The organism is Caballeronia sp. SEWSISQ10-4 2 (assembly GCF_030464885.1).
In the GTDB taxonomy this organism is placed as follows: domain Bacteria; phylum Pseudomonadota; class Gammaproteobacteria; order Burkholderiales; family Burkholderiaceae; genus Caballeronia.
Genome location: NZ_JALPRJ010000024.1, coordinates 21,055 through 38,531 on the forward strand (window position 1 = coordinate 21,055; position 17,477 = coordinate 38,531).

The window sequence follows — 17,477 nt, forward strand, 5'->3', positions numbered from 1 at the left end:
GCGTCCTGTGGTGGGCATCGAAACGAATTCTGATCAGATGCGGGTTGAACGAAGTGCGCTCAGTGTACGGGGAAGTCGCCAGGAATCGCGAGTTCGGGTCCGGACGACAGGGCTTCTGCGATGGCGAACGCCCTGGATATCGACGGCCTTTTGCTTTGGCCGAAGGCTGTGTTCAAGCCGCTGACGGCCGAACGGTGAAACGGACCCTCACCGCTCTGGCACTCGCTGGAACGCGTATTTAACACGTCGGGAGCGGTTTTCGAGCGCGGGCCGGTCACTGAAAGCGGGCCAGCAGCGAAGGCTTAAGGAAAAACAAACCATCAGTAAAAACGCGCCCCGCGAATCCAATTCGCGGGGCGCGTTCACACCGGTTGTCCGACCCGATAAATCCAGGGGCAGCCGATCAGAAGGTTTGCCAGTCGCCGGTAGCCGCGACCGCCGCCGGCCGTGCTGCTGCGACCGGCGTTTTCGTCGATGGCATCGCCGGCTCGGCGCGCCGCGTTCTCGCCGGAACGGCTACGCGCGACTTTGCCGCCGCGGATGACCCGGGCCGCGCAACCGGGCGACTCGAACCGGTCTCGACCGAGCTGTCATCGTCGAGATGAAACACCGCTACGGCCTGCCGCAACTTCGCCGCCTGATCTTCCAGCGATTGCGCCGCGGCCGCCGCTTCCTCCACGAGCGCCGCGTTCTGCTGCGTCACTTCGTCCATTTGCGTGACCGCGCGCGCGACTTGATCGATGCCGCTGCTCTGCTCTTCGGAGGCCGCCGCGATTTCGCCCATGATGTCGGTCACGCGCTGCACCGCGCCGATAATCTCGCTCATCGTGCGCCCGGCTTCATCGACCAGCGAGGTGCCCGATTGCACACGTTCGACCGAGGTATCGATAAGGCCCTTGATCTCCTTCGCCGCCGCCGACGAGCGTTGCGCAAGGCTGCGCACTTCACCCGCCACGACCGCGAAACCGCGCCCTTCTTCGCCCGCGCGGGCTGCTTCCACGGCCGCGTTTAGCGCGAGGATATTGGTCTGGAACGCAATTCCTTCAATGATCGTAATAATGTCCGCGATTTTCGCCGAACTCTGGTTGATTTCGCCCATTGTGCCGACCACTTGCGCCACCACGCGGCTGCCCTTGTTGGCAATCTCCGACGCGTTGGCAGCCAACGAACTCGCCTGACGGGCGTTTTCGGCATTTTGCTTCACGGTGCCGGTCAGTTCGTCCATGCTCGACGCCGTTTCCTGCAGCGCCGAAGCTTGCTCTTCCGTGCGCGACGACAAGTCGATATTGCCCGCCGCAATCTCCTTGGTCGCCGTCGCAATAGATTCGCTGCCCGAGCGCACCGTGCGCACCGTCCCGACGAGGCTGGCCTGCATCTTGGCAAGACCTTGCATCAGAAGACCCATTTCATCGCGTGACGTGGTGGTGACCTTGCCGCGCAGATCGCCGCCAGCGATCGCTTCGAAGTGCGCGAGCGCTTGGTCCAGCGGCCGGCCAATCGCACGGCGCAGCGCGAACCAGGAAAACGCGGCAGCGCCCAGGCCGATCAGGATTGCGCCCAGGCTTAATGTACGAAACGTTGCGGCCGCCGATTGGGCGGCGTCGTAGCCTTGCCTCGCTTCGTCGAACTGGTATTTGCGCAGGGCGTCATTGGCGGTTGAAAGCTCACCGTACGCGGCCTGCATCGCCCTGGCCGTTTGGATAATGCGCGGCTGGTCATTGGCCCTGACGGCCTCGTAACCGCTGTCGATTGCTTTCTGCAGCGCCAGGCGCTTGGCGTTGGAGGTATCGGCGAGTTGCTTTTCGGCCGCGGTCTGCGACAGCTCGCTGTATTTCTTCCAGAAATCGTTGGCAAGGCCGCGCATCAGTGCACCGCGCTCGATGATCGAGGCGGCTTCCGGCGTGCCGGCAAGAAGCGCCGCGCGGTCGAACACGAGCCGTTCGCGGGCCGTATAGAGTTCCGCGTTGCTGACGGCGTTGGCGCTTGGCATCTGGTTTTCAAACGTGTCGCGATACGCACTGGTAGATTCATTCAGGCCATAGAGCCCCAATCCGCCGATGGCCACGAGGAGCAGCCCCAGGAATGCCATCGTCAGACCGAGACGGGCCTTGATCGTTAAACTCATATTCATGATTTTCCTCGTAGCGGCAATTGAAAGTGTCGGCGGTGCGTTCTGGAATCACGATTCAATGCGTGGCCAAATTTCGTCTGCTTGGACTTCTTTTACGGCGTGTGTGCGCAGCACTTGAGGAAATTCGTGAAATGTTATTTCATCTAATGAATAACCCTAGGAGTTTTCGATGCACGTTTACGAGTACGCCCACGCATTAATGCGTTTGTTGTAAGTGTTCGCAGGATTATTCGCGAGTGCTCGCGTTGGACGGGCGGGATGAATTCTGAAGACGGATGGAAGTGGAGTTGCTAGCCGCAGCTAAGGGCGTGGTTTGAATAGTCTCTTTAGCGCTGTTTTACAGCCGGGTTTTGCTTGCGCCAGCAAACCAACCTGCCGCAAGCAAAACACCGCTTACACGCTAAAACTCAGGTGCGAACGAACGCTCGTCTGCGTTCAAGCCTTTTCCGTATTACCTCGTGCAACGGATTGCGGTGCAATGGCAGAAGCGCTCGGCGGAGCGGACGTTGCTTCCCTCCTATAGGCCTGCGGCAACACTTCCGGCACGACCCCCGTCGATTCACGCAAGATCATCCGCGGTGTCACCACCCGTCGCCGCGTGGTCGCCGGCACCTTCCCCGCAATCCGGTCGATCAGCGTCTGAGCCGCCAGCTCTCCGAGTTCGCGAACCGATTGCCCAACCGTCGACAATGCCGGATACGTGTACCGGCTCAATTCGATATCGTCGAAACCGATAATCGAGCAGTCACGCGGCACGCTAATGCCCCGCTCCGCCGCCGCTCGCAACGCACCCACGCCCATCATGTCGTTACACGCGAAAATGCCGGTGGGTTTGAGGGTATCGAAGAGTTGGGAGGCCGCTTCATAGCCGCCCGTCGCGGAAAACGCGCTCTGCTGGATGGCGTTTGGCTCGATCTCGATACCGCGTTCGGCCATTGCGCGGATAAACCCGTGGACGCGCATCGCGCTGACCGCCGTGGCAATCGGGCCGGTGATGCAGCCCACCCGGGAATGGCCGAGTTGCAGCAAGTGGCGCGTGGCCAGGTAACCGCCCTTCTCATGGTCGATCTGCACCAGATCCGCCGATACCCCTTCAATATTCCGGTCCAGGATCACCAGCGGTTCACGCGATCCGGCAAGACATTGCGCCAGCACCGCATCTTCTCCCGCCGATGCAATCACGAGCCCGTCAATGCGTTTTTCCTGCAGTACACGCAAGTAGCTGCGCTGCTTGGCGGGGTCGTCGTCGGAATTGCAGAAGAACATGCAATAGCCGTTCTTCGCACAGCCGTCTTCCACTCCTCGCGCCAGTTCCGCGAAGTACGGATTGGTGGCATTCGGCACCAATAAGCCGATGGTGAGCGTGTTGCGCGCCTTGAGCGAACGGGCAACCGCCGACGGCACGTAATCCAGTTCCTGGATCGCGCGCTCGACCTTCAGCCGCACTTCCGCCGAGACGGGCCGCGAGTTGTTCACGACATGCGACACCGTAGTGAACGACACGCCCGCAATGGCTGCCACATCTTTGATCGTCGCCATACTTGGTCCTTCTCTCTGACTTGGTCTTGCTTTTTGCTCTTCTTAATTGGCTACCGCAACGCGCATCCTGCTTGCGCTGCCCCTCCAGCCTTGCGTTCCCGGTTGCCTGCTCGGTCCTGCCCTTCTACACCTGCTTGTCCGCTCATTCAGCGCTCCGCGGCCGGTCGACTCGCCTGACCGTCAATCTCCGGCTGAGGCGGCGCTTTCGCGTCCGGTTCAATCGGTTCGTGGAGAATCTCGTCGCGTTTCGCATAACCGGCAAAGGCCGCTGCCAGCAGTGCGTCCTGCGACCATGTGTCCCGCTCGAAAACCCCGGTCATCCGTCCCGCCGACATCACCCCGATCCGGTCGCAAATCAGCATCAATTCACGCAGATCGCTCGACACCACCACCAACGCCCGCCCTTCCAGCGCGAGCGCACCCATCAAGGCGTATATATCGAACTTCGCGCCCACGTCGATGCCGCGCGTGGGTTCATCAAAGAGCAGTACCGTGGAATCTCGCGCCAGCCAACGCCCGATCACCACCTTCTGCTGATTGCCGCCCGACAACTCCGACACCGGCTGCAACGGACCGGCGGCGCGAATATGCATCGCGTCGATCTGCGTTTGCGCCAGCGCCGCTTCACGCCGTCCATCGACAACACCGTTGCTCGACACCGCGCCGATGTTCCCCAGCGAAATGTTCGCGGCAATCGGTTGCGGCAGCAGCAAACCCTCGCCCTTGCGATCCTCGGTAATCAACGCAATGCCGTGCTTCACGGCGTCCGTGGGCGACGCTATCTTCACCGCTGTCAGCGCCGCGCCCGCGCGCGCCACCGACACCACGCCGCTATCGGCCCGGTCCGCGCCGTAGATCAGCCGCATCAACTCCGTACGGCCGGCGCCGATCAACCCGCTGATGCCGAAAATCTCACCCGCCTTCACCTCGAAAGACACGTCGCGGACCACGTCGCCGCGGCTCATGCCCGCCACTTTCAGCGCGACCTCGCGAATCCGCCGTTCGCCCAGATCAATCCGTTCGCCTATATCGCGTCCCACCATCAGCGTGACCAGCCGGTCGCTTGTCAGGTTCTGCATGGCGTCGATATGAACCAGCTTGCCGTCGCGCAACACGGCCGCGCGCCCCGCGATCCGCCTCAGTTCTTCCAGCCGGTGCGAGATGTACACCAGCGCCACGCCCCGTGCTTTCAGCCGCTCGACCTGCTCGAACAACAAATCCACTTCGCGCGCGGTCAGCATGGCAGTGGGTTCGTCCAGGATCAGCACCCGGCAATCGCCAATCAGATTCCGCGCGATCTCCACCATCTGCTGATGCCCGATCCCCAGCGCGCCCACGAGCGTGTCCGGGTCGATCGCATCCAGTCCGACCTGCTGCATCGCGTGCCGGGCATCCTCGCGCAGCGTCGCCCGGTCGATCCAGCCGAACTTGAACCCCTTGCGCTGCGGCAGGCGGTTCAGGAACAAATTCTCAGCCACCGACAACGTAGGTAGCAGGTTCAGCTCCTGCATCACCATCCGCACCCCGAGCGCTTCGGCTTCCTTGCGGCTGGCCGGCGCGTAAGGCGCTCCACCCAGGGTCATGGTGCCGGTGGTCGGATCGATCAGGCCGCCGATGATCTTGGACAGCGTGCTTTTGCCCGCCCCGTTTTCCCCCGTCAACGCGAGCACTTCGCCTGCGTGCAGATCCAGCGTGACATCGGATAAAACCGGTTCTACGTAGGTCTTGCCGATACCGCTCACCGTCAGCACGGGCGCGGTTTCCACCATGTCGTCCATCATCTTCCCTGGCGAAAAGCCGCCGCGCTCTTGAAGCGCGCGTGCCTTGTCGCTGCGCCGGGCCGCAAACCGGGCTTCGGTTGTCGGCGTTTGCAACCCGCCTCCAACCCGGCACCGGCCTGATCGCAATCGTTTGCAATCAGGTTTGTGCGCGAAACCCTGAGCGGCCCACTACGTTGGTAGCCAAGATGCCGGGCACTGCTGCCGCTCATCGAGAAAAATGTTTGGTCGTCCCATTCTCTCGTTATATCGGCAGTGGCACCCGGATCTTGAGACTTTAAACAGACAAATCCTATTGCCTATGCGCGTATTACCTACTCTTACCTACTTTTTCGTGATCAGGTCAACTGGTGTTTCAACCACGCCCGACAATTCCGACTGTTTCTTGTGCTCGGAAATCGCTTTCAAAGCCGTATCGATACCGAATACCGCCTGCTTCGCGGCGTATTGATCGGCGGTGGCGAGAACCCGGCCATCGGCGAGCATCGGCTTGATGGCGTTGATGTTGTCGTAACCGACCACCTGCACCTTGCCCGCCTTGCCGGCCGCCCGCACGGCGGAGACGGCGCCGATCGCCATGTTGTCGTTGCCGCACAGCAATGCTTTCACGTTCGGGTTCGCGTTCAGGATCTGCGATGCCACTGCGTTGCCCTTGTCGATTTCCCAGTCACCCGACTGCAGCGCCACGACCTTCATGCCGCCCGCCTGCATCGCCTCCTTGAAGCCGGCTGTGCGTTGCTGCGCGTTGGTCGTGGTCGATACGCCTTCGATAATGCCGACTTCATCGCCGGATTTGAGCTTCTTGGCAAGATAGGCGCCCACCTCTCTCGCACCCTTCGCGTTATCCGGACCGACAAACGGCACGTTCAGGTCTTTCGACTTGAGCACGTCCGGATCGAGCCGGTTATCGATATTCACCACAATGATTCCGGCATCCACGGCCTTCTTGATGACCGGGACGAGCGCCTTGGAATCAGCCGGGGCGATCACAAGCGCATCGACCTTCGAGACGATCATCTGCTCCACGATGCGAATCTGGTTCGCGGTGTCGGTTTCGTCCTTGATGCCGTTGGTGATCAGGTCGAACTGGTTCGGATTGTGTTTCTGGTAATCCTTGGCGCCGGTTTCCATGGTCAGGAAAAACTCGTTCGCCAGCGATTTCATGACGAGCGCGACCTTCGGCTTGTGTGCGGCTTGCGCGGCGGCACTCGTGGAGTAAAGCGACAACGGCAGGGCGGCGCAGGCGCTCAGCGACAGTGCGATCGAGATGAAACGGCGGCGCAGTGCGGGTTTGACAGACTTGTGATGTGAGTTCATGCAGCGAATCTCCTGGTTTTGTTTTGAGTTGTTGGATGAAACAGGATGAATGTCCGGGTTCTCGGCTCCGGCAGGTTCTCGCCCGGGCGACTTCGTGTTCCCCGGTTCGGATTCAGCCGTTGTGTCAGATGTCGAAAAGAGCTTCGATTGAGCACTCCGTCAGATCCCCGCGCGGTCTTGCATGCCATCGGCCTGGCGAACGTAAGTTGCGCAGCAAGCTCGCACAGCCCGATGAGCGTGGACGTTTCCACCACGCGCCGCAATTGCTGTTGGCCCTGATCTTGCCGCGCCACGTAACGACGATGACCAGGCAGCTGACCTCCCGCTCGCGAAACGCGGATGGATCCGCCCGGCTCAGCAGGGCCGGCAAGCTCTCACAGATCATCGACGGATTCCCCGTCCACCTTCTTGTCGATAATCGCTCGCGCATAGTCGATACCTGCGCGAGTCGCATCGATCGGACTGTCGAACGGTTCCTGCTCCGGGACGCCGAACATCTCCGACTTGCCGCTCTCGCCGCTCGCACTGCGCGAAATGGTCACGACAATATCGAAATGGCGCGGGCCGTCGTCGGGTTCGTCGCGTTCTTTCGCGCGGCGCAACGCCTGGACGGTGATCTCAAAGCCTTTGTAGTGATCGGACAAGGGGTGGGACATACGCGACTCCTCTGGGCAAGTTGAACGACAGGATCGCACGGCTTGATAACTCAACCTTGGTAACACAACCTTGGTAACACAACCACATGGCAGCGCATGGACAGTGCCTGAAGAGACTCTGCTAAGGCGCTTTGTCGGCGTGATGACAGGCGGTTATCGCGGATGTTGTGACGTTACAACGAGGGCTTCCCGCCATTGTTACGGGCCGCGAAATCGCCGACCGTTCACACACGCGGGCGGACAAGCGGAAATTGTAAGCCTCCTGGGCAAAATCGTTGCTGTTATGCAGCAGAAGCTTACAAAGCGTATATCGAGGCGTTGAGAAGCTCGAGTGGGGTAATGTCTTCGCCTTTTGAAAACAACGAACCCCGCGCGGTTTTCAGTGCCGTGGGTTCGAAACCGTACGGCATTTGTATGGCTTTTTGCCATAATGGGCTGCGTGACTGGCCTGCATGACTGGCCTGCATGATTAGCCTGCATGACCGGCCTACCCGATTGATCCGCCTGACGATGATAAATGACAGCAAAAGCCGCAGTGGTATTGATACGCGCCTGACCTTGCATCACCTCACCTCGTTTCACGTCATCCACTTAAAGGGAGCATCGAATGAAGATCCAGGCAACCATGGCAGCGCTCGCACTGGGCGTAGCTTTAAGCGTGAGCTTCGCTGCAACACCGGCGTTTGCCGATAACAGCCAGCAATCGAAGATGACTACCTGCAACGCGCAGGCGGCGGGCAAGAAAGGCGATGACCGGAAGGCCTTCATGAAGGACTGCCTCTCCTCGACACCGACAGCGGCCGCCACACCGATGACCCAGCAACAGAAGATGACGGCGTGCAACAAATCGGCGACGGGCAAGACTGGCGACGACCGCAAGGCCTACATGAAGAGCTGCCTCAGCAACAAGAGCTGAAGCGCGCGAGGTGACGTTCCATTGTTTGTTGAAGCCGCGGGCCTGTTGGGTACGCGGCTTTTTTCATGGTTTCTCGCGATTGAATCGTGCATAGGTAAAGTCCCGAACGCGGGAAAACCCCGCCCCGTCTTATTGCAGTGCAGCTACGGTCGTGCTACGCGACGCGCGTTTTATCTCATAAGATGAACGCGAGGCGGCCACCAGAACAATTAATGCGCCATCGGTCCGCCGCAATCTAGCCGGCTTGCAGCACTGCAACGGACGGAGGCCCAAGGATGGTATGGCGATATAAAAACCGCTGGTTCAGGCGGTGGCTGGTCTTGATCATTTTCTGGGCGGTTCCAGTCATGATCGTTGCTGTAAACGAGATTCGCGAGCAACTGGCCTACGACGCCCAAGACCTCGAGCGCATCCAGTCCGCCTGGATATTCACAGACGCACAACACGCGTCTCCCACGGCTTCACGCTGCCACGGTTCCCTCGATGAAGCTCGCATAGCCGGTTGTCCGCCGGACGTGCTGGCTGCCAATGCCGCCAAGAATCGGGACGCAATCGAGGAGTATTCGATTCGCCGCAGCGTGCTGTTCGGTTATCTATGGCATGCGTTTGTCGGTTACTGGATCGTGCCGGCCGTCACGCTGTTCTTGCTCGGCGCGGTGATCGGGTTGATTCGACGCGCGCTGCGGCGTCCCGCTACCAAAAAACAAGACCCGAAGCCCGCCAACGAATCGACGAGTTCCGCCAAGCCTTAAACAGGGCTTTGCGGCGTGGCGGCAGAAGCCTTGCGCGGTTTTTTGCACCGTCCGCGGCATTTTTAAATTTATTTCGACGGGTAAGTTTGACCGAAAACCGGGCGATCTCGACGGGCTGGCCCGCCGTTTGCGTCTCTTGGTTTTGTCTGGCGTGAAAGACGAATGTTTCGAACAAACAAGCGTTTTCTCACGTCGACAATGCCTCGGCCGGGCAGGTCAAAATTACCTCGTCGCGTTGATGTGTTCCGGCGAAAGCCAAGCGGGGTAAGGCTTCGCGAGGTTTCACGACATGTTGTGCAAGTACGTGCCGTGTTATAAAACGCCAAGCTGCAACACCCGTAGATGGGGTTTCCCAAAAAACCACGATGGAGAAAACGATGCAAAGACGAAACTTCATGATCAAATCGACTGCCGCGCTTGCGCTGGGGGGCCTCGCGCTTGCCGGATGCACGACCACGTCGAATCAGGGCGCACAACAGACCGCTGGCGACGCGGACGCACGCCGTTCGATCGATGCGGATATCGACGCAACCATGCAACGCCTCTACGTGACCGCTCGCGGTTCGCGTGAACTGGTCGGCAAGGCGCGCGGCGTGCTCGTATTCCCGTCGGTGCTGGCAGCAGGTTTTATCGTCGGGGCGCAGTACGGCAAGGGCGCGCTGCGCGTTGGCGGCAGCTCGGTCGGCTACTACAGCACGACATCGGGGTCGATCGGCCTGCAAGCTGGCGCGCAATCGAAAGCCATCATCTTCCTGTTCATGACGCAGGACTCACTCGACAAATTCCGCAATACCGACGGCTGGTCGGTGGGCGGCGACGCATCGGTGGCGCTGGTGAAGATGGGCGCGAACGGCAATATCGATTCGACTACCGCTACGGCGCCGGTCGAAGTGTTCGTGTTGACGAACGCCGGCTTGATGGCGAACCTGTCGCTGGAAGGCACGAAGGTATCGCGCCTGAAGATCTAAGGAGCTTGGTCGGCCCGCGAAAGCCGGCCCGAGTCCCGAATCACGCACGTAAGACAAAACCGCCGCGCAGCACGACCCGAAGGTCGTACCGCGCGGCGGTTTTTTTGCGACGTTCCTGGTGGACGCGCCTTTTAGCTGGTCGCGCTGTCGATCAGTTTGAAGCGCGAACGCTTTTGCGCACGCACGACCGCCTGATAAGCATCGACATATTGCTGCGCCATGCGACGCGACGTAAAGCGTTCTTCGAAGCGCTTGCGCACGCCTTCGCGTGACACGGTATGCAACCGGTTCACCGCGGCCACGGCGCCAATCTCGTCCTCGACGATAAACCCCGTCACGCCATCGTCCACCACTTCCGGCACCGCGCCGCGATTGAACGCGATCACTGGCGTGCCGCACGCCATCGACTCGATCATCACAAGACCGAACGGCTCCGGCCAGTCAATCGGGAACAGCAGCGCGTGGGCGCCGGAGAGGAAGTCGGCCTTCTGGCCGTCGTCGATTTCACCGATGAATTCCACGTACGGCAATTCCATCAGAGGCGCGATCTCGCGTTCGTAATACTCGCGGTCCGCCGAGTCCACCTTCGCCGCGATCTTGATTTTCATGCCGCAGCGGCCGGCGATCCGGATGGCGGTATCGACGCGTTTTTCCGGCGATATCCGCCCGAGGAACGCCAGGTAAGTCTGTTCGACCGGCTGCGGCATGTAACGCATTTCCGGCAGTCCGTGATACACCGTCGTCAGCCACTTGGCCTGCGGCAACGGATGACGTTGCGCGTCCGAAATGGAGATTACCGGTGCGGTATTGAACGTGTTGAAGATCGGCTGTTGCTCGGGCAGATCGAGACGGCCGTGCAGCGTGGTGACGAACGGCGTGTCCTGGCGTTTGAACAGCGAGAACGAGTAGTAATCCATGTGGAAATGCAGCACGTCGAAATCGTCGGCGCGGCGTCGCACCATTTCCATCAGCAGCATGTGCGGGGCGATCCGGTCGCGGATGGCCGGATCCAGGCGCAACGCGCGCGGCCATACGGCTTCCAGTTTCGCCTTGGTTTGCGAGTCGCCTGAAGCGAACAAGGTCACGTCGTGTCCGAGTTCGACCAGCGCCTCGGTGATATACGACACGACCCGCTCAGTCCCGCCATACAGCTTGGGCGGCACCGATTCGGTCAAGGGGGCTATCTGTGCAATTCTCATTGTTCGCGTCTCCACTCGGTCTCACGTCGCCGTGATGTTTAGTCGGTGATAGTGCTCGGCACGATCGCCGGTCGTACTCGCGCGACGAGCAGCGCGAGAGCACGAAACCGTATTATTGGCCGCGGATGCCTGAAAGTTGGCAAAACTTTCATTTGCGCGACGCTGTTACAGTCGCGAAACACTCGAACATCGTTGATTTCTTGCGGTTTTCAGCCCGATATCCAGTCGTCAAGCGCGGGTTTTATTTGCTGTTCGCCGGGCGTTTGTTGAGCTTCACGCCGCGCAGGTCGGCGAGAAAAGAGTCGCGCCACACGCCAAGATCGTATTTGCGCAGCATGACCATGTTGGTCTCGTAACGCTCGCGGCGTTCGGCGAGCGGCATGGAAAGCGCCCGTCCAATTGCCTCGCTCATCCCTACGATGTCGTGCGGATTCACCATCAACGCACCCGTCATCTCGTCGGCGGCGCCCGCGAACTGGGACAACACGAGTACGCCGGGATCGTCGGGATTTTGCGCCGCGACATATTCCTTCGCGACCAGGTTCATGCCGTCACGCAGCGGCGTGACCAGTCCGATCTGCGATTCACGAAACAGCGACATCAGCTTCCAGCGGTCATAGCGCTGGTTCATATAGCGGATCGGCGTGTAGTCGAGACCCGAGTAACGGCCGTTGATACGTCCTGCTTCGTATTCCAGGTTATGACGGATCTGCTGATACGTATCGACGTCCGAGCGCGTAGGCGGCGCGATCTGCACGAGCGTGACATTGCCCCGCCATTCCGGCGATTTCTCCAGGAAATACTCGAACGCCTTGAAGCGCTCGACCAGACCCTTCGAATAGTCCAGCCGGTCCACGCTCATGATGAGCTTGCGGCCCTCCAGGCTCTGCTTCAGGTCCATCACGTCCTGACGCGCTTCGCCCCGAGTGGCTTGTTCGGCGATTTCATCGGGGAAGATACCGATGCGGTACACGCCGGTTTTCAGCTTGCGGCCGAACGCCTCGACTTCGCCGTCGGGGGACGCTTTTCCATGCGCGTGACGGACGATGTAATCGTGGAAAGCGGTCTGGTCGCCCGGGGTCTGGAAGCCCACGACGTCGTAGCAGCACAGCGACTTGACCAGTTCCTCATGAGGCGGAATGTTGAGCAGGATCTGCGGCGACGGAAACGGGATATGCAGGAAAAACCCCATCCGGTTGGTCACGCCTTCCGAGCGCAGCGCTTCGCCGAACGGGATCAGATGATAGTCGTGGACCCAGATGACATCGTCGGGTTGCAGCAGTTTGATCGCGCGATGCGCCAGCCACGAATTGACCCGCCGATAACCCGCGTATTCGTCGCGGTCGTAGACGGCCAGATCATTGCGATAGTGGAAGACGGGCCACAAGGTTGCGTTCGAAAAACCGCGGTAATACTGGTCGTAGTCTTTCTTCGGCAAGCCGACCGTCGCGAACGTGACCGCGCCGTCCTGTTCGAGTTTCGGGCCCTGGTTCGCCACGCTGTCGCTCACTACGTCGCCGCTCCAGCCGAACCAGACCCCGCCGCTGTCCTTCAGCGCGCCGAAGACACCCACTGCGAGGCCTCCGGCCGAGCCTTTGGTTTCTGTTGGCGAGGCTACGCGATTCGATACAACGACTAAGCGGCTCATTGCTGGCTTCCTTTTTTTGCAATTCTGTTCGGGTGTGTGTTTTTTCAGGGCGGTACCCGGCGCGACGGTTGAGGCCCTTTGTGAGTGCCGGTGCGCTTCTCTTCATTCTCCATGAGCGGTCTTCGTTCGGCTTCGTGCGGAGGCCTCAGTTCAATCTCAATTCAAGGTTTGTCGCGTTTCGGGTTTTCCGTGCTCGCGTACGTTCGCTTCATGAGCTTGCCCGCAATCTCGATGCCACGGCATTTTCTCAACGCCGTTCCGCCGGTTTGGCCGCAGTGCCGGCAGGCGCGTTCGGGGCCGTTGTCGCCGCCGAATGCGCCGATGCATCCGGTCCGTAACGCTCTCCCCGGCTTGCCACCGGATCGGCTTCCGTGTTGGCTGTCCGGCTCGATGCCGGCGGCCTGATTACTCTGTTTGTGGCGTTTGCGCCATCCGCCACGCCGCGTTCAAGCGGCGCGGCAAAGTCGACGTGCTCCCCCTCCGGCGACAAATCCGCTCTCGCGCGCGGCAGGAACTGCGGATACGCCGATTGCACGAAGTTCAGCAGACCCTCGCGCACGCGGCATCGAAGATCGAAGTTCAAGCCCGAATCGAAGGAACTGACGAGCACGCGAATCTGCATGGACTTTTCGGTGGCGTCGGTGACTTGCAGGACCTGCACGCGTTTGTCCCATTCCGGCGCGTTCTGCAAAATTCTGTCGAGTTCTTCGCGCAACGGCGCGACCGGCATGCGGTAATCGACGTAGAAAAACACCGTGCCAATGATCTGCGAACTGTTGCGCGTCCAGTTCGCGAACGGATTCTCGATAAACCATTGCAACGGCACGATCAAACGCCGCTGGTCCCAGATGCGGATAGAGACGTAGGTGCCGGTGATTTCCTCCACTCGCCCCCATTCGCCCTGGATGACGACTACATCGTCGAGCCGGATGGGTTGCGACAGCGCGATCTGCAATCCCGCGATCAAATTGCCCAGCACCGGCCGCGCCGCGATACCGGCGACCAGTCCCGCCACGCCCGCTGAAGCCAGCAAGCTCGCGCCGACCTGCCGCACGGCGGGAAACGTCATCAGCGCGCCGCCAAAGCCGATGATCACGATCACCACCATCACCGAACGCGCCAGCACGCGTGCCTGCGTGTGAATCCGGCGCGCCTGCAGGTTGTCCTGGTTATCGAGCGGATGGGCCTGCACCAGCGCCTCGGCCACAGCACCCACCGAACGCACCGCAAGCCAGGTCAGCGCGACGATCAGCAACACGGTAAGCAAGTCGCGCAGCGCCGCGGCGAACGGCAGCGTATCGGGTGCTTCGACCACCACGAAACCCAGCGCGAGAATGATCAGCAGCGCGAGCGCGGGGTTGTCGATAAAACGCAATACCACGCTCATCAACGGATACGGCCGCGCAATGCGCACCAGGATTCGCGCGCCGACCCAATGCGCGCCGATCGCGAACACCACGGCAAGCGACGCCACGACAAACGTGCCGGGCCAGGAATTGAGCGGGGCGGAAGCGATCCGCTCGAAGGAGTCGAAAGAGATCATCGTCGTCGTGGAATCAGCCTTGAAAGGTGATGTCGGAGAGATGCATACGACGCGGGATGGTGAGAAAGCCGCTGGTACCTTGAGCGCAGCGACGCCAGCAGCCAGTTGGCCTGACCAGCGTGGCACATGATGAGATGAGTATTCTATGGCATGACGGCATGGGACACAGCGGCGCCAGCCGATGAACCGGCGGGCGGCATGAACAAACCTGTCACGTCAGAGCGCAGCTTACTTTTCAGCCTTGCAGGGAAAAGCCTTGCCCAGGCCGAGCGACACCATGGTCGTCGCGTTGAAGTTGCTGCGCGTGGGATTGTCGGCGATGAACTTGCGTACCGCGTCCGTCAGTTCCTGCGGTTTGACATCGACTGGCAGGCAGAAATACTGGCCCACCTGCGGTCCCGACGTGCCGCCAATGGCTTCGATGGTGTTGTAGATGCCATCGGCGGCACCTTCTATGTAAGCCGCGCATGCGCTGCGCGAGGCCGTGTCCGTCTTGGTGCAAAGCATGTTCAGATCGTTGCCCGTGAACGCGGCCGCGCTGAGCGGAAACGCAAGCACACTGGCCATGACAAAAACCCGCTGCATGATGATCCTTTCTTATGTTGGCAGTTGCGGGCCGGCCTTGAAACGCTATTGAAAACAGCGCGTTTTTAATTGGCCAAGCCCGGCTTTTCAGCGAGCGCACCCTGAGTGACGCCCTCCCTGGGCTCACAATTCCCCGGATAGTTGCTCGCTGTTCCTCGTATCGCGCGGACGGGATCTGTTGTTGTCAGTCGGACTTGCATCAGACGTGAGTCAGGTTCCTCGCCGCGCGAGCGTCATTTTGCACTGTTTGTACCGGTTTGCGGGACCCCGGATGCGCCCGCTGCACCTTGGTTTTGCATCGATGCAAGCCGCGCCGCCAGCCCTTCCGCCACGTCTTTCTCGTGATATTGCTTCGCGAAATCCACCGCCGTCAGGCCAATCTGGTTCTTCACCCGCAAGTCGGCGCCTTCATCGAGCAGCAACTTGACCGTCGACAAATGGCCGCCGCGCGCCGCCATCATCAGCGGGGTCGTGCCGTTGGGCGAACCGGCATCGATGTAAGCCGAATGATCGAGCAGCACCTTGACCACGTCGTCGTGACCGTTGGTCGCGGCGTAGTGCAACGGCGTCCAGCCCTTCTTGTTCACCTCCGCGTCTTTCGCAATCAGCATGTTCACGAAGTTCAGGTCGTCGTTGAGCGCGGCCAGCATCATCGCGTTTTCACCAGCGGAATCGAGCTTTTCGAGGTCGATGTTCGGGTTGTCGGCAAGCAGCTTGCCGACCTTGTCCGACTTTTCCCGCGCCGCGATGACGAGCAGCGGCGCGCCGGTGTTATCGACCAGATTCGGGTCCACGCCCTGCGCCAATAGCTTCTTAACGGCTGAAACGTCGTCGAACTTTACGGCCTTGATCATCGAATCGGCGGGCGCGGCGAAGGCCGGTTGCGCCATGGCGGCGGCCGTCAGCACCAGGCCCGTCACGAAGGTTCGCCACGTTTTGCCCGGCAAGGCGGATTGATTGGCCGAGGGCGTCGGAGAAGTAAAAGAGGTCGAAGAGGAAACCGTCGAAAATGTAAGCATGTGTTCCTTGGGGATTACTTAACGTTCTAATAGTCAGTCAAACACGCGTTCAAGCACGAGCTGCGGCGAAGAACCGTTGCGGGCTCAGTGACCGGCCGGCTGCGGGATCTTGAACAGCGTAAAAAAATTACGCGTGGTGGCGGCTGCCAGCGCGTCTTCCGGCATCTCGCGCAATTGCGCGATGAAGCGTCCGACATAACTTACGTACGCAGGTTCATTCGATTTCCCACGATACGGCACCGGCGCGAGGTATGGCGAGTCCGTCTCGATCAGCAAACGCTCGAGCGGCACGCGCCCCGCGACGTCCTGTACCTCTTTCGCGCTCTTGAACGTCACGATGCCCGACAGCGAAATGTAAAAGTCCTGAGCGAGCGCTGCCTCGGCGACGTGCCACGGTTCGGTGAAGCAATGCATCACGCCGCCCGGCACGCTCGCGCGTTCCTCGGCCATGATCCGCAAGGTGTCTTCCCACGACGAACGCGTGTGGACGATCAGCGGTTTCGCGCTCGCATGCGCCGCGCGAATATGCGTGCGAAAACGCTCGCGTTGCCATTCCATATCGGCGATGCTGCGGCCTTCCAGCCGATAATAATCCAGCCCCGTCTCGCCGATAGCGACCACTTTCGGGTGCCGCGCCAGTTCCACGAGATCGGCCACGCTCGGTTCACGCGCGTCCTCGTGATCGGGATGCACGCCGACCGACGCGTAGATGTGCTCGTTTTCCTCGGCAATCTTCAGCACGGAAGGCAGCGTTTCCAGATCTACTGACACGCATAGCGCATGCGTCACCTTCAGCTCGCGCATCTTGTCGAGCACTTCGGGAAGACGGTCGGCCAGACCTTCGAAATTGATGTGGCAATGCGAATCGACGAACATGGGGGTTCCGTTAAAGCGTGTTGGGCTGAGTCTCTAGCTCAGGCGTCGGCCGAGAATCACGAGGTCTCGTTCAACGCCATCCAGCACCGCGACGCGCGGCAGCGTACCCCACGTCTGGAATTCGAAGCCTTTGAACAGGCGCAGGCTCGGTTCGTTATGGCCAAAGATAAATCCCAGCAGTGTATTGATACCTAATGCCGGCGCGCGTTCCAGCGCCGCTTGCAACAACTGCTTACCAAGTCCCTTGCCGCGCACGCTTTCAGCGAGATAAATGCTGACTTCCGCGCTGCGCAGATAGGCTGGGCGGCCGTAGAAATCGGAGAAACTCAACCACGCGACCACCGTGCCGTTTTCTTCGACCACCCATAGCGGGCGTGCCTGCGGGCCGTGGGCGTGAAACCACGCGAGCCGGCTTTCGACTGTCACCGGCTCCAGATCGGCGGTCACGAGACGCGACGGCACCGTGGAATTGTAGATGGCCACGATGCCCGGGAGATCGTCGAGCGCAGCGTCGCGGAAATTGAGTTTCATAATGCGTTCGTGTGCAAAA

General features: G+C 60.4%; 15 protein-coding genes. 3 read left to right on the plus strand and 12 right to left on the minus strand.

Features of this window, described 5'->3' with window-relative positions; translation table 11 throughout:
- Positions 1-403: 403 nt before the first annotated feature.
- The 5 genes from M0D69_RS17700 to M0D69_RS17720 all read right to left on the minus strand — a co-directional run bounded on the left by M0D69_RS17700 (position 404) and on the right by M0D69_RS17720 (position 7,421).
- The gene (locus tag M0D69_RS17700; RefSeq protein WP_301783256.1) at positions 404-2,131 is read right to left on the minus strand and encodes a methyl-accepting chemotaxis protein; all 1,728 of its coding nucleotides are present in this window, start codon (positions 2,129-2,131) and stop codon (positions 404-406) included.
- Positions 2,132-2,566: 435 nt separating this feature from the next.
- Positions 2,567-3,670, minus strand: coding sequence for a LacI family DNA-binding transcriptional regulator (locus M0D69_RS17705; RefSeq protein WP_301783257.1), 1,104 nt, complete (start codon positions 3,668-3,670; stop codon positions 2,567-2,569).
- A 146-nt stretch (positions 3,671-3,816) separates the two neighbouring features.
- Entirely contained in the window at positions 3,817-5,451 is a 1,635-nt protein-coding gene (locus M0D69_RS17710; RefSeq protein WP_301783335.1) for a sugar ABC transporter ATP-binding protein, read from the minus strand.
- A gap of 321 nt (positions 5,452-5,772) precedes the next feature.
- Positions 5,773-6,765 carry a sugar ABC transporter substrate-binding protein gene (locus M0D69_RS17715; protein ID WP_301783258.1) on the minus strand — a complete coding sequence of 331 codons (993 nt, stop codon included), beginning with the start codon at positions 6,763-6,765 and terminating at the stop codon, positions 5,773-5,775.
- A 374-nt stretch (positions 6,766-7,139) separates the two neighbouring features.
- Positions 7,140-7,421, minus strand: a complete 282-nt coding sequence (locus M0D69_RS17720; protein ID WP_301783259.1) for a hypothetical protein — start codon at positions 7,419-7,421, stop codon at positions 7,140-7,142.
- A gap of 607 nt (positions 7,422-8,028) precedes the next feature.
- Here M0D69_RS17720 and M0D69_RS17725 point away from each other — a divergent pair.
- The 3 genes from M0D69_RS17725 (at position 8,029) to M0D69_RS17735 (ending at position 10,057) form a co-directional block, all read left to right on the plus strand.
- Positions 8,029-8,337: a PsiF family protein gene (locus M0D69_RS17725; RefSeq protein ID WP_301783260.1), complete on the plus strand. Its 309-nt coding sequence runs from the start codon at positions 8,029-8,031 to the stop codon at positions 8,335-8,337.
- Between the two features lie 275 nt (positions 8,338-8,612).
- Positions 8,613-9,089 carry a hypothetical protein gene (locus M0D69_RS17730; protein WP_301783261.1) on the plus strand — a complete coding sequence of 159 codons (477 nt, stop codon included), beginning with the start codon at positions 8,613-8,615 and terminating at the stop codon, positions 9,087-9,089.
- Between the two features lie 377 nt (positions 9,090-9,466).
- Positions 9,467-10,057 carry a YSC84-related protein gene (locus M0D69_RS17735; protein WP_122172837.1) on the plus strand — a complete coding sequence of 197 codons (591 nt, stop codon included), beginning with the start codon at positions 9,467-9,469 and terminating at the stop codon, positions 10,055-10,057.
- A 131-nt stretch (positions 10,058-10,188) separates the two neighbouring features.
- Here M0D69_RS17735 and M0D69_RS17740 read toward each other — a convergent pair whose 3' ends face one another.
- The 7 genes from M0D69_RS17740 to M0D69_RS17770 form a co-directional block, all read right to left on the minus strand.
- Positions 10,189-11,256 (minus strand): glycosyltransferase family 4 protein, encoded by a 1,068-nt coding sequence (locus M0D69_RS17740; protein WP_301783262.1) that lies wholly within the window; start codon positions 11,254-11,256, stop codon positions 10,189-10,191.
- A gap of 241 nt (positions 11,257-11,497) precedes the next feature.
- Positions 11,498-12,904: an alpha,alpha-trehalose-phosphate synthase (UDP-forming) gene (gene otsA / locus M0D69_RS17745; protein ID WP_301783263.1), complete on the minus strand. Its 1,407-nt coding sequence runs from the start codon at positions 12,902-12,904 to the stop codon at positions 11,498-11,500.
- A gap of 247 nt (positions 12,905-13,151) precedes the next feature.
- Positions 13,152-14,447 carry a mechanosensitive ion channel family protein gene (locus tag M0D69_RS17750; RefSeq protein WP_301783264.1) on the minus strand — a complete coding sequence of 432 codons (1,296 nt, stop codon included), beginning with the start codon at positions 14,445-14,447 and terminating at the stop codon, positions 13,152-13,154.
- A 228-nt stretch (positions 14,448-14,675) separates the two neighbouring features.
- Positions 14,676-15,032: a Rap1a/Tai family immunity protein gene (locus M0D69_RS17755; RefSeq protein WP_301783265.1), complete on the minus strand. Its 357-nt coding sequence runs from the start codon at positions 15,030-15,032 to the stop codon at positions 14,676-14,678.
- A gap of 233 nt (positions 15,033-15,265) precedes the next feature.
- On the minus strand, positions 15,266-15,922 hold the full coding sequence (locus tag M0D69_RS17760; protein WP_301783336.1) for an ankyrin repeat domain-containing protein: 657 nt from the start codon (positions 15,920-15,922) through the stop codon (positions 15,266-15,268).
- A gap of 213 nt (positions 15,923-16,135) precedes the next feature.
- Positions 16,136-16,927: a TatD family hydrolase gene (locus tag M0D69_RS17765; protein ID WP_301783266.1), complete on the minus strand. Its 792-nt coding sequence runs from the start codon at positions 16,925-16,927 to the stop codon at positions 16,136-16,138.
- Between the two features lie 33 nt (positions 16,928-16,960).
- Entirely contained in the window at positions 16,961-17,458 is a 498-nt protein-coding gene (locus tag M0D69_RS17770) for a GNAT family N-acetyltransferase (protein ID WP_301783267.1), read from the minus strand.
- Positions 17,459-17,477: the final 19 nt, after the last annotated feature.

Coding starts and splice junctions, on each gene's coding strand:
- M0D69_RS17700 (WP_301783256.1), bottom strand. CDS start 2,131: ATGAATATGAGTTTAACGATCAAGGCCCGTCTCGGTCTGACGATGGCA.
- M0D69_RS17705 (WP_301783257.1), bottom strand. CDS start 3,670: ATGGCGACGATCAAAGATGTGGCAGCCATTGCGGGCGTGTCGTTCACT.
- M0D69_RS17710 (WP_301783335.1), bottom strand. CDS start 5,451: ATGATGGACGACATGGTGGAAACCGCGCCCGTGCTGACGGTGAGCGGT.
- M0D69_RS17715 (WP_301783258.1), bottom strand. CDS start 6,765: ATGAACTCACATCACAAGTCTGTCAAACCCGCACTGCGCCGCCGTTTC.
- M0D69_RS17720 (WP_301783259.1), bottom strand. CDS start 7,421: ATGTCCCACCCCTTGTCCGATCACTACAAAGGCTTTGAGATCACCGTC.
- M0D69_RS17725 (WP_301783260.1), top strand. CDS start 8,029: ATGAAGATCCAGGCAACCATGGCAGCGCTCGCACTGGGCGTAGCTTTA.
- M0D69_RS17730 (WP_301783261.1), top strand. CDS start 8,613: ATGGTATGGCGATATAAAAACCGCTGGTTCAGGCGGTGGCTGGTCTTG.
- M0D69_RS17735 (WP_122172837.1), top strand. CDS start 9,467: ATGCAAAGACGAAACTTCATGATCAAATCGACTGCCGCGCTTGCGCTG.
- M0D69_RS17740 (WP_301783262.1), bottom strand. CDS start 11,256: ATGAGAATTGCACAGATAGCCCCCTTGACCGAATCGGTGCCGCCCAAG.
- otsA (WP_301783263.1), bottom strand. CDS start 12,904: ATGAGCCGCTTAGTCGTTGTATCGAATCGCGTAGCCTCGCCAACAGAA.
- M0D69_RS17750 (WP_301783264.1), bottom strand. CDS start 14,447: ATGATCTCTTTCGACTCCTTCGAGCGGATCGCTTCCGCCCCGCTCAAT.
- M0D69_RS17755 (WP_301783265.1), bottom strand. CDS start 15,032: ATGCAGCGGGTTTTTGTCATGGCCAGTGTGCTTGCGTTTCCGCTCAGC.
- M0D69_RS17760 (WP_301783336.1), bottom strand. CDS start 15,922: ATGGCGCAACCGGCCTTCGCCGCGCCCGCCGATTCGATGATCAAGGCC.
- M0D69_RS17765 (WP_301783266.1), bottom strand. CDS start 16,927: ATGTTCGTCGATTCGCATTGCCACATCAATTTCGAAGGTCTGGCCGAC.
- M0D69_RS17770 (WP_301783267.1), bottom strand. CDS start 17,458: ATGAAACTCAATTTCCGCGACGCTGCGCTCGACGATCTCCCGGGCATC.